Origin of the sequence: Mesorhizobium sp. M7A.F.Ca.CA.002.05.1.1 (assembly GCF_003998335.1) — a bacterium.
GTDB lineage: Bacteria > Pseudomonadota > Alphaproteobacteria > Rhizobiales > Rhizobiaceae > Mesorhizobium.
The window spans coordinates 1-11,578 of sequence record NZ_RZQI01000089.1 but is presented as its reverse complement, the minus strand read 5'-3'; the positions used below and the strand labels follow the sequence as shown (position 1 = coordinate 11,578).

At 63.2% G+C, this 11,578-nt stretch carries 12 protein-coding genes; 6 read left to right on the top strand and 6 right to left on the bottom strand.

Annotated features, from left to right (window positions below):
* Window positions 1-975 (bottom strand): ABC transporter permease (locus EN939_RS07230; RefSeq protein ID WP_245473057.1); only part of this gene is annotated, 975 nt, incomplete at its 3' end.
* Window positions 976-1,144: 169 nt separating this feature from the next.
* On the opposite strand from EN939_RS07230, the gene EN939_RS07225 reads away from it, so the two are divergent.
* The 3 genes from EN939_RS07225 to EN939_RS07215 all read left to right on the top strand — a co-directional run bounded on the left by EN939_RS07225 (window position 1,145) and on the right by EN939_RS07215 (window position 3,827).
* Window positions 1,145-2,434, top strand: coding sequence for an amidohydrolase family protein (locus EN939_RS07225; protein ID WP_127267474.1), 1,290 nt, complete (start codon window positions 1,145-1,147; stop codon window positions 2,432-2,434).
* Between the two features lie 87 nt (window positions 2,435-2,521).
* A complete protein-coding gene (locus tag EN939_RS07220) occupies window positions 2,522-2,788 on the top strand; it encodes a hypothetical protein (RefSeq protein WP_127267473.1) in 267 nt (88 codons plus the stop codon).
* Between the two features lie 115 nt (window positions 2,789-2,903).
* Window positions 2,904-3,827 carry a DMT family transporter gene (locus EN939_RS07215; protein ID WP_127267472.1) on the top strand — a complete coding sequence of 308 codons (924 nt, stop codon included), beginning with the start codon at window positions 2,904-2,906 and terminating at the stop codon, window positions 3,825-3,827.
* A gap of 7 nt (window positions 3,828-3,834) precedes the next feature.
* Here EN939_RS07215 and EN939_RS07210 read toward each other — a convergent pair whose 3' ends face one another.
* On the bottom strand, window positions 3,835-4,737 hold the full coding sequence (locus tag EN939_RS07210; protein ID WP_127267471.1) for a phosphotransferase family protein: 903 nt from the start codon (window positions 4,735-4,737) through the stop codon (window positions 3,835-3,837).
* Window positions 4,738-4,838: 101 nt separating this feature from the next.
* Between EN939_RS07210 and EN939_RS07205 the strand changes: the two genes are divergently transcribed.
* On the top strand, window positions 4,839-5,471 hold the full coding sequence (locus EN939_RS07205) for a class I SAM-dependent DNA methyltransferase (protein ID WP_164750904.1): 633 nt from the start codon (window positions 4,839-4,841) through the stop codon (window positions 5,469-5,471).
* A 1-nt stretch (window position 5,472) separates the two neighbouring features.
* Here EN939_RS07205 and EN939_RS07200 read toward each other — a convergent pair whose 3' ends face one another.
* Entirely contained in the window at window positions 5,473-7,926 is a 2,454-nt protein-coding gene (locus tag EN939_RS07200; RefSeq protein WP_127267469.1) for a GcvT family protein, read from the bottom strand.
* Window positions 7,923-8,810, bottom strand: a complete 888-nt coding sequence (locus EN939_RS07195) for a phosphotransferase family protein (protein WP_127267468.1) — start codon at window positions 8,808-8,810, stop codon at window positions 7,923-7,925. Before EN939_RS07195 ends, EN939_RS07200 begins: the two co-directional genes overlap by 4 nt.
* Window positions 8,811-9,212: 402 nt before the next feature.
* Between EN939_RS07195 and EN939_RS07190 the strand changes: the two genes are divergently transcribed.
* Complete coding sequence (locus EN939_RS07190) at window positions 9,213-9,989, top strand: DeoR/GlpR family DNA-binding transcription regulator (RefSeq protein ID WP_027039687.1); 777 nt, start codon at window positions 9,213-9,215, stop codon at window positions 9,987-9,989.
* Here EN939_RS07190 and EN939_RS07185 read toward each other — a convergent pair.
* Both EN939_RS07185 and EN939_RS07180 read right to left on the bottom strand, forming a co-directional pair.
* A complete protein-coding gene (locus tag EN939_RS07185) occupies window positions 9,986-10,885 on the bottom strand; it encodes an NAD(P)/FAD-dependent oxidoreductase (protein WP_127267467.1) in 900 nt (299 codons plus the stop codon). The two genes, EN939_RS07190 and EN939_RS07185, sit on opposite strands and share 4 nt — an antisense overlap.
* Window positions 10,875-11,324: an RrF2 family transcriptional regulator gene (locus EN939_RS07180; RefSeq protein WP_024503367.1), complete on the bottom strand. Its 450-nt coding sequence runs from the start codon at window positions 11,322-11,324 to the stop codon at window positions 10,875-10,877. Before EN939_RS07180 ends, EN939_RS07185 begins: the two co-directional genes overlap by 11 nt.
* Window positions 11,325-11,412: 88 nt before the next feature.
* Between EN939_RS07180 and EN939_RS07175 the strand changes: the two genes are divergently transcribed.
* Window positions 11,413-11,578, top strand: a 166-nt coding sequence (locus tag EN939_RS07175; RefSeq protein ID WP_164750903.1) for a helix-turn-helix domain-containing protein, incomplete at its 3' end; no start/stop codon positions are given.

The window sequence follows — 11,578 nt, the reverse complement described above, 5'->3', positions numbered from 1 at the left end:
GTCGGCGAGCTCGAACATCATGCGCACGCCGACAATACCGCTTTCCAGCGATATGCGCACGCGCGCAAGGCGCTTTGCCGGCTCATAGGCAAACAGGAGCGCTCCGATGAAGGCCATGATGTTTCCCGGCATCTGGCCGCCCTGCAAGACCAGGAAGCCGCTGACGAAGATGGCCCCGGCAATAGCCAGCCCGGCCAGCGTCTCCATCACCGGGCTTGTCGCAGCCTCCAGCGTCGCGATGTTGTTGGCCCGGTTCTCGACGTCCGACACAGCCTTGTACATGCGGTTGCGCATTGCGCCTTCGAGGTTGAAGGATTTGACGACGCGCACGCCGATTGCCGTTTCCTGCATCACCTGCACGATCTGGCCGACCGAGCGAAACTCCATCGCGGCGAACTTGCGAACACGTTTGAGGATGCGGTTGACCCCGTAGATAGCCAAGGGGCCGATGACGAAGCAGATTATGGACAAGGCTGGCTGCTGCCAGACCATGACTCCTACCAGGACAACCAGCGACAACAGGTCGCGCACATAGGACGTGACAACGAGGTCGAGCACGTTGCGCGCCGCCTGCGCATTGTTGGTCATGCGTGTGATCAGGTCGGACGACGAGGTCGAATGGTAGAATTCGATGCCTTGCGCCAGGATGCGGTCGTAGATCTTGCGCTGGCGATCGGCGATGATGGCGTTGCCGACCCGGCTCATGAAATAAGCCTGGATGAAGTTGGCGAGACCCTTGAGAATGAAGATCGTGGCGACCCCCGCCGCAATCAGGTTGACGCGGTCAATCCGCTTGAAGACCACGAATTCGTCGGTGATCTCTTTGAGAATCCAGGCGCTGGCGCCGGTCGTGGCGGCCACCACAAGCATCGACAAGATCGCGGCGCCGTAGCCAAACCTGTGCTGATAAAAGGATTCCCGGATCAACCTCGCAACGAGGCGCTGGTTTTCCGTCGAGCGGAAGAAACGAAACAAACGGCGGATCCTTGAAACCGGGACAACGAAGGCGGCTTATAGAGGGAGTTGCGGCCGGATGGAACCATCCGCGGCCGCCGCGGACAAACCGCTGTTGCAAGCGGCATCGACGGGATGCGATTTTCAGCCTCGGCACTATCAGATGATTCTTTTGACGGGATGACGACAGATGGCTTTCGACCTTATCGTTCGCGGCGGCACACTGCCTGATGGCAGGGTTGCCGACATCGGCATCAACGGTGAGACGATCACGGCGATCGAGCCCACCCTGCAGGGTCCTGCGCGGACCGAGGTCGACGCCCGCGGCAACCTGGTCTCGCCGCCCTTCGTCGATCCGCATTTCCACATGGACGCGACGCTCTCCTACGGCATTCCGCGCATCAATGCGTCGGGTACACTGCTCGAAGGCATTTCGCTATGGGGCGAGTTGAAGCCGCTTTTGACGCATGAGGCGGTGCGTGATCGCGCATTGGCCTATTGCGACTGGGCGGTGTCGATGGGCCTACTCGCAATCCGCACCCATGTCGATGTCTGCGATGACAGGCTGCTGGCGGTCGAGGCGCTGCTCGAGGTCAAGAAGACGGTCGCTCCCTATATCGACCTGCAACTGGTCGCTTTCCCGCAGGACGGGTTTTATCGCGCTCCATCGGCGCGTGAAAACACCATTCGCGCGCTCGACATGGGCGTCGACATTGTCGGCGGCATCCCGCATTTCGAGCGCACCATGGCCGACGGCACGCGCTCGGTAACGGAGCTGTGCGAGATCGCGGCCAGGCGCGGCCTGATGGTCGACCTGCATTGCGACGAGACCGATGATCCGCTGTCGCGTCACATCGAACAGCTTGCGTATGAGACGCAGCGCCTTGGTCTGCAGGGCAAGGTCGCCGGTTCGCACCTCACCTCGATGCATTCGATGGACAATTACTATGTCTCGAAGCTGCTGCCGCTGATCGCCGAGGCCGACGTCTCGGTCATTCCCAATCCGCTGATCAACATCATGCTGCAGGGCCGCCACGACACCTTCCCGAAGCGCCGGGGCCTGACTCGGGTCAAGGAAATGCTGGCGCTCGGCATTCGCGTCGGCTGGGGCCAGGATTGCGTGCTCGATCCCTGGTATTCGCTAGGCACCGCCGACATGCTCGATGTCGCCTTCATGGGCCTGCACGTCGCTCAGATGTCGAGCCCGGCGGAGATGGCGCGCTGCTTCGACATGGTCACCAACGTCAATGCCGCGATCATGGGCCTCGATCATCTCGGCCTGGCGGTCGGCAAGCGCGCCAGCCTGGTCGTCCTCGATGCCGGCAATCCGGTGGAGGCCCTGCGCCTGCGCGCCGAACGCCTGTGCGTCATCGCCAGGGGCAAGGTGGTGGCGGAGCGGACGAAGCAGGAAACCAGGCTGTCCATCGACGGAAGGCCGGTACTTGTGAACCGACGGCACCATTCGCATCAGGACCAATAGGACACCGCATCTGCATCAAGGGTCTGAGCTTCGCCCGTCCGGAAATAAGTCTACATAAAGACTCCACTTTTATTCGAGGAGGATTCCATGTGGCGCAAGACTGTGATGGCGGTGGCGTTGACGGTGCTTTGCACCGGCTGCACGACGGTGACGGCAGAGGACCGCCGCGCCGCCGACGAAGCGAAATGCCGGTCCTACGGCTTCGTCAAGAAGAATGACGCCTTTGCCGAGTGTCTGCAGCGCATCGATCTGGAGCGGCGTGCGGAGCTCAGACGCACCCCGGCTTTCGACCCCTGGGACAGGCCGGTGATCTATCGGCCCATTATTCTCAGGCCGCAGCCAAAAGGGAACTGAATCGCGCAGACCCAGCCGATTCCCGAGGCTGGCCTTGCCGATTTCCGGTTTTCTCCTCGTCAAAGCCGCCGCTTCCGTCTACGACGCGGCTAACTAGGGAGGAATCGGGATCGGCATGACGCAGCCCGTGGCGCAGAATTCGACGATCAGGAATGTGCTTCTGGCCGGCATTCTGCTGATGCTGGCCGGCGACTTCCTGTTTGCGCTGAACGACGCCATGGGCAAGTGGCTGGTCGCCAGCTTCTCCGTCGGCCAGGTGGTGCTGATCCGCTCTATCGGCGCCTTCTTCGTGCTCGGCCCGATGATCGCCAATCAGGGCCCGGCCAAGCTGTTTCGCATGGAACGCCTGGAGCTGCAGCTGCTGCGGGTGGTGATGACCACGCTCGACACCGCGCTATTCTATGCCGCCGTGGTCTATCTGCCGCTTGCCGATGTGATGAGTTTCTACATGGCCGGGCCGATCTACGTTGCGGCACTCTCGCACCTCCTGCTTGGCGAAAAGGTCGGCTGGCGCCGCTGGATGGCGATCCTGCTCGGCTTCTGCGGCGTTTTGATCATGCTGAAACCGTCCTCGGCGGCGTTCTCGCTGTCATCGGGTTTTGCGCTGGTAGGCAGCATCTCCTTCGCCTTCGCCATCATCCTCAACCGCCGCCTGCGTGGCACCAGCGACACCAATCTGGTGACATGGCAAACCATCGGCACGCTGCTGGTCGGCGGTGTGCTGACCATCGGCGCCTGGCAGACGCCGTCGGCACTCGATCTCGGCGCCATGCTGCTGCTCGGTATCGTCTCCTGCGGCGCCCACCTGATGATCACCAGGGCGCTCAAGCTGGCGCCGGCTTCGACATTGGCGCCGCTGCACTACACACTGCTGCTGTGGGCGGTGGTGTTCGGCCTGGTGTTCTTCGGCGACGTTCCCGGTCCGCGCATCCTGATCGGCTCGGCCATCGTTGTTCTCGCCGGCCTGTTCATCTTCCATCGCCAGAAAGTGGTCGAGATCACTGTGCCGCCCGAAAACGTGCCGAAGGGCGTGAGTTAGTCCAGGCTCAGTCCCGGTGTATTGCTGCCAGATGCCGCGAAAACTCCGGCGTCTCCATCAACGCCTTGCAGCGAGCGAAACGGCCATCCGCATAAGCGCGAAAATCATCGACCGGGTTGTTGTTGGCGAGCTGGATCAGCCCCCACAAGGTCCACAACAGGTCGCACATTGCCTTGTAGATGACGATGCGGCCGCGCTCCGCCGGCCTCGCCTCGCCGCCGAAATAAGCGCGTATCATCTCTTCGTCCTGGGCGGCGTCGAACTTGCCCTCCACGCTGAGGTCGCCAAGGTCCCAGAGCGGATCGTTCATGCCCGAATATTCCCAGTCGACGATCCACATCCGCTCGCCAGTATCGAGAAAGTTCTCGCACAGCGGATCGCAGTGGCAGGCGACGATCGGCAGCGGATGGGCGGCCAGCGCCGAGCGGACGCTCTCGGCGTCTCGCACCACGTCATGATAACCGGCGGGCAGGGCGACCTCCTTGGTGGACAGCACCTTGAGGTAATCGTCGATCATCGCGAACAATTCGAAGCGGAAGGGAAACACCGCGCCTGAATCGTGCAGCTTGCGAAAGGCTTCGCCGGCGCGTGCCGGACTGCCCGGACGTGTCCGGAATTTCTCCGGCGACATCGTTTCGGCGCCGGCGATGTAGCGTGTCACCATCACCCCGGTACCGGGGTCGACATGCAGCACCTCGGGACTGACCCCTGCCTTTGCAGCTTCGCGCGCGGCCACCGCTTCGTTGGCCCGGTTGATGTATTCCTCGGTGCCCTTGCCGGGAATGCGCAGGCAGAAGTCGCCGGCCTTGAAGACGAGATTGGTGAGGCCGCCCAGCCGTTCCAGCGGCCCGCTGTAGCCGGCCAGCATGGGAATGGCGTCCAGTGCGGCACGCGCCTCGTCTGTCACCATGCCTGCGCCCCCACGCTGTTATTTGTCGCAGCGACGGTTCCACAATTTTCGCGCTTTGGCTATCATCACTGCGAGATCAAAAATTGGCGGACTGGATAAAAGTGGCGGACAGCAAACATCAGGGCGCGCTCGGCGCGGCCTACGCGGCAAAGCGGCCCGAAGAGGTGGCCGCACTCTATGACCGCTGGTCGGAAACCTATGACGCCGACATGTCGGCCGCCGGCTATCGCCATCCAACGATCTGCCTTGCGTTGCTGGCCCGCCATCTGCCGCGCGGTTCAGCACCGCTGCTCGGTGCCGGCCCCGGCATCGGGCTCATCGGCGAATGGCTTGATATTGCTGGTTACCCGCAAGTCGAGGCACTCGATATTTCACAAGGCATGCTGGATCAGGCGGCCCGCAAGGGCGTCTATTCCGCGCTCCACTGCCTTGCGCTCGGCGGTCATCTGCCCTTTGCCGATGATGCCTATGCCGGGATCATCTCGGCCGGCGTCTTCACCTCGGGCCATGTCGGCGTCGCGGGGCTGGACGAGCTAATCCGCATCTGCCGCCCGGGCGGCGTGATCGTGCTGACGGTCAAGAACACGCTGTGGGATGCCGGCTTTGCCACGCGTGTCGGCGAGATCGAGGCGCAAGGCCTCGTCACCCGCGTTGAGGAAACGCGTCCTTACGTCTCCATGCCGGGCGAAGCCGACACCGTGCCAAGCCGCGGCCTCGCTTTGCGCGTTATTTGACCTACGCTTTGACCCTGGCGCCTGCCGGATCATACATCGGCTCGAGGTGGATATTGGCCGGTGTCCTCTCCATCGCAACCACCAGTTCATAGCCGCCGGAGACGAGAAAGTCGTCGCTCACCCCGTCGACGTTGCGCACATAGCCGTAGCCGATGTTCCTGCCCAGCGTGTAGCCGTAACCGCCGCTGCTGAGATAACCGACCGGCTCGCCATTGCGCAGGATGGTTTCGCGGCCGAGCAGCACGATCTCGGGGTCTTCGACCGTGAAGCCGGCAAAGCGTTTCTTCAGTGCCGCGCCGCTGGTCTTTTCCAGCGCGCGCCGTCCAACGAAATCGGTGTTCTTGCGCAGCTTGACCGCCCAACCGAGCCCGGCTTCCTGTGGCGTGTCGTTGGGGGTGATGTCGGATCCCCAGGCGCGATAGCCTTTTTCCAGCCTTAGCGATTCCAGCGCCCGATAGCCGACCGGTCGGATGTCATGCTTCTCGCCTGCCGCCATCAGTGCGTCGAAGACTTCGCCGGTGGCCGCGATCGGCACATGCAGTTCCCAGCCGAGTTCGCCGACATAGGTGACGCGCAGTGCCCGAACCGTGTGGCCGGCGATGGCAATCTCGCGCACATGGCCGAACGGGAAGCCGGCATTCGACACGTCGGCTCCGGTCGCCACCGAGAGCACGTCGCGCGCCCGAGGACCCATCAGCGACAGCGTGCCGAAATCCTCGGTGACGTCGACAAGCCTGGCGTCGAGCCCTTCGCCGATATGATCGCTGATCCATGAGGAATCATGCGTGCGGAAACCGGTGCCGGTGACGATATAGAACTTCTCTTCGGCCAGCCGCGCCACCGTCAGATCGGCCTCGATGCCGCCGCGCGTGTTGAGAAGCTGCGTATAGGTCAGCCGGCCGACCGGCTTGCTGACGTCGTTGGCGCAGATCCAGTCCAGCGCCTTCAACGCATCTGGCCCGGTCAGCTCGTATTTGGCGAAAGACGATTGATCGAAGATGCCGACCTTATCCCGCACATGCCGGTGTTCGTCGCCGACCGCCGCGAACCAGTTCTGCCGGCCCATCGAATAGATGTCCTGCGGCTCGACGCCTAGCGGTGCGAACCAGTTCGGCCGCTCCCATCCGAGCTTCGAGCCGAATACGGCGCGCTGCTGTTTCAGCCGCTCGTACAGCGGCGAGACGATGCGCGGCCTCCCGCTGGCATACTCTTCATGCGGAAAGCCGATCGTATAGTGTTTGCCATAGGCCTCCAGCGTGCGGTCGCAGACCCACTGCCGGTCGCGGTGCAGGTTGGAAAAGCGCCTGATGTCGACCACCCACAGGTCGAGCGGTGCTTCGCCATCGACCACCCACTGCGCCAGCACCCAGCCGGCGCCGCCGCCCGAGGCGATGCCGAAGGCGTTGAAGCCGGCGCCGACGAACATGTTGGCGCATTCGGGCGCTGTGCCGAGAATGAAATTGCCGTCCGGCGTAAAACTCTCCGGCCCGTTGATCATCTGCTTGACGCCGACGGTTTCCAGCGCCGGCACACGCGCGATCGCTTGGCTCATGTGCTGCTCGAAATGGTCGTAGTCGTCGTCGAACAGCCTGAATTCCCAATCATTGGGAACGTCGTCGCCGGGGAGACCAGTCGCCCAGGCCTGCGGGTTAGGCTCATAGCCGCCCATCACCAGCCCGCCGACTTCCTCCTTGAAATAGGTGCGTCGGTCAGGGTCGCGGATGGTCGGCGCGTCGGTCGCCAGCCCGTCGATCTTCTCGGTGATGATGTACTGGTGCTTCACCGGCTGAAGCGGCACGTTGATGCCGGCCATGGCCCCCACTTGCCGCGCCCATTGGCCGGCGCAGTTGACCACCTTGTCGCAGGCGATGTCGCCCCTGCTGGTCTTCACCGCCGCGATGCGGCCGTCCTTCATCTCGAAGCCGGTGACGCGAACATCCTCGAACAGTTTGGCGCCATGCATGCGCGCGCCCTTGGCCAGCGACTGCGTGATGTCGGAGGGGCTCGCCTGGCCGTCAGTCGGCAGCCAGGAGGCGCCGACGAGATCGCCGGTCTCCAGCAGCGGCCACATCCTTTTCACCTCGTCCGGCGACAGCAATTGCATGTCCATGCCGAAGCTTTTTGCTGTCGTCGCCAGCCTTTTGTACTCGGTCCAGCGGTCGGCGTTGGTGGCGAGCCTGAGGCAACCGGTCATCTTCCAGCCGGTGGCGAGACCGGTCTCGGCCTCCAGTCCCTTGTAGAGGTCGACGGAGTATTTCAGCACGCGGGTGATAGACGCCGACGAGCGCAATTGCCCGACAAGGCCGGCGGCATGCCAGGTCGAACCCGAGGTCAGCTTGCCCTGCTCCAGCAGCACCACGTCAGCCTTGTGGTCGCGCGCCAGATGATAGGCCGTCGAACAGCCGATGATGCCGCCGCCGATGACGACGATGGCGGCCTGGCTCGGCAATGTCATGATTTCTGTATCCCGTATTTTGTCCGGTAGTTTTCCAGTGCCGCGTCGAGCCGGGCGAGGTTTTCCTCGGTGTAGGCGACGTAGTCGATGCCCGGTGCGTCGAGATAGAGCTCGGAGACCATGCTCCACATCGCCTCGCGCAGCAGCGAGGCGCATTGCATGGCCGCGTGCGAACGGCGGATCGCCTCGTCCGGTTCCTTCATGAAGTAGGCGGTCAGGAAGGCAAAGGATTCCTCGTCGCTCATGCCGGCATTGGAGGCGGCGCCTGCGAGGTCGAACATCGCCGTGTTGAAGCCGGCATATTCGAAGTCGATCAGCCATAGTCTGTTGCCGTCGTCGAGAATATTGGCCGGCAACAGGTCATTGTGGCCAAAGACGATCGGCAGCAGTTTCTGCGCGCGCTCCAGTTCGTCGGCCAGTGTCAAAAGGCGCGGCAAGTCGCTGCGCTTGCGGCTGCCGCCTTCTTCAAGCGTGCGCGCATAGTCGCGAATGACATGGAACACCCAGAACATGAAGCCGGCGCCCGAGACGTGATTGGGCATCTCCCGGTGGAAGGCGCGCATCAGGGCCGCGACCCGGCCGAGATTGGCGCGCACGTCTTCCGCCAGATAGGTTTTCGCACCGAGAAATTCCGTCACCAGTATGCCTGGTTCGGCATGGCGGACGGCTGGCGCGAAACCGGCGGCATGCGCCGCCCGCGCGGTCATAACCTCGCGCTCGCGAAAGACATGGTGGAACGGATAGTCCTTGCCGAAGCGCACGACATGTCGTCCGGCCGCGTCCGTGACCACATAATTCGCGTTGCTCAGGCCGCCGGGCAGCGGTGCGATCTCGATGCTACCGGTCCAGCAGGGCAGGGCGCGGATGCGATCTTCGGCGGTCACGGAACATCCCTGGTTTGCTGGGCTTCGACAAGGCGCCGTGAACAGCGCAACGATGGCGGGAGAAACGTAAATGATCTCGTCGGTGCGGGACGCCAGGATCGGTATCCCGCACCGCACCGACGAGCCCCTTGGCCAGGTTTTTGAGCCCGGCATCCGCCCCCGCGGATCTGAAAATTCCTTGAACAGGCACGTTTCCAAACGGCCTGATCGCTGAGTTGCGGCACTGCCCCCAGTCGCAGATCTGAAGCCTGTTGATGTCTTCGATTTCACGCCAGGGCTGCCCGCTTGTCAATAAAAAGGTGTGACTTTTTTTGGGTATTTTGCCCGAAAGCGTAAGGTAGTTCCTTTAAAAGCACTTGAATTACCTTAAAATCGGTCAGGAGCATCAGTTCGGGAAACCAGATGGCCCAGTCCAAACGACACGGCGAGATCCTGCGGCTCCTGCAGGAAGAGGGCACCGTCACCATCGCCAGTCTGGCCGACCGGCTGGGCGTGTCGCTCGAGACGGTGCGCCGCGACGTCAAGCCACTGACTGGTGATGGCTCTGTCCTCAAGATGCATGGCGCCATCGGCCTGCCGTCGATGATCGGCGAAGCGCCGTTCGAGCGGCGTATGCGTGAGAACGCCGACGCCAAGCGCGTCATTGCCCGCATGGTCGCCGCCACCATACGCGACGGCGAATCGATCATGCTCGACACCGGCACGACGACCTCGTTCCTTGCGCGTGAACTGCTCGGCCACCGGCGCCTGACGGTCGTCACCAATTCCTCGGATATTGCCCGCACCCTGGCCACCATCAACGGCAACAAGGTCTATATGGCGGGCGGCGAGCTGCGCAGCGATTCCGGCGCTGCTTTCGGTGCCTCGGCGATTGATTTTGTCAGTCGTTTTTCGGTCAGCCACGCCATCATTTCCACCGGCGGCGTCGACGCGGTGATGGGCGTCATGGATTTTGATCTGGATGAGGCCGAGTTCGCCCGCATGGTGCTGTCGCGCGGCCAGCGGTCCCTCGTCATCACCGATCACTCGAAATTCGGCCGTCTTGGTCTGGTCCAGGTCTGCGGCTTCGACAGCTTTTCCGAACTCGCCACCGACCGCTCGCCGCCGCACGACCTGGCTGCCGCCCTGGCCCAGGCCGGCGCGCGGCTCAGCATCGCCGGCGAGGAAGCCGGGTTCTAGCCGAACACAAGCGACTGGTGGGCGCAGACGCCCGCAAAGGTGCCACCCGATACCGCAAAGGCAATATTGTGCATCGAACGTGCCGCGTCGCCGGCGGCGTAGACGCCGGGCACGGTCGTCTGCTGCCTGTCATCGACTGATATCACCGGGCCGAGGAGGCCTTCGGTGAAGCCGCAGCCGAGCTGTTCGGCCAGCGGGCTGGCCATGATGTTGCGCGGCGCGGTGAACATCGCCCTGACGCCGGCCTTTCGGCTATCGTCGAGGTGGACGATCAACCCGCCGGAGCCGTCTTCCCTTAGCTCGGCAACGCTGGTGGGCTCAAACCGCACCTTTCGGCTCTCCAACGCGCGCATCTGATCTGTGTCGGGTTCGAACAGACCATTGCCGAACAGTGTGACATCACCCCAATCGGCGATCAGCTGTGCCTGATGCAGGGACATCGGGCCGGTTGCGAGCACGCCGAGCGGCCCGCCGGAAACCTCGTAGCCGTGGCAATAGGGGCAGTGCAGCACGCTCCTGCCCCAGAGCTCGGCAAGCCCGGCAACCTCCGGCAGGATATCGCGCACCCCGGTGGCCAGCACCAATCGTGCGGCACCGAATGTCTCGTCGCCATCGGTGGTGATTTCGAAATCGCTGCTGCCGGCGGCAACGGCCTTGTCGGCGCGCCCGTCGACAACCCTGGCTGTCGGGTAGGCCAGCAGCTGCCGCCTTGCGTCAGCCAGGATTGCGCCAGGCGCGCGCCCGTCATGTCCGAGGAAGCCGTGCGAATGCTCGGCAAAGCGGTTGCGCGGCTGGCCGGCGTCGATCACCAGCACTTTGCGTCCTGCCCGCGCCACCTGGATGGCGGCGGACAGGCCGGCAAAGCTGCCGCCGATGACGGCAAGATCATACTGCATGGCTGGAGACTCCAATGAGATCAAAACGGCGGCGGAAATCGGCGGTCAGGTCGGCCAGCGTGATGCGGCTCAGCTTCTCCGCCAGCAGCCTTTCGGCGGCGATGCGAAAATCGTCGAGGACGGCGATCACCGCCTGCTCGACGAGGCAGCCGGGGCTTTCCGGCTCTGTGCTGAACGGCAGCAGCGTCTCGCCAAGGGCGACGCTGATCTCGGCCAGGGATATTTTCTCGGGCGCCCGCCCGAGCAGCCAGCCGCCACCGTGCCCGCGCGACGAGGTGACGATGCCGGCATCGCGCAAGCCTGCGATGGTGCGGCGGACCACAACCGGATTGGTGTGGATGAAGGTGGCAAGCTGCTCGGAGGTCAGCGCCTGTTCGGGCTTCTCGGCCATGTGGACGAGAATGTGCAAGGTCGAGGACAGTCGGCTGTTGCGTTTCATGTAACTTAGTTAGTTACGATTGGCGAAGCCGTCAAGTGTTCGCCGGTTGCCACTTCCCAGCATCGCGTCCGCCGTGTTTAGTCCGGCCATGGCTTTCACCATCCGCCAGTTGCAGTTCTTCATCGCCGTCGCCGAGCAAGGCACGGTTTCGGGCGCCGCGCAGAACCTGTCAATCTCGCAGTCGTCGGTCACCGAAGCGATCAAGGAGCTCGAAAGCGATCTCGGCGTCGAACTGTTCGAACGCCATCCGCGTG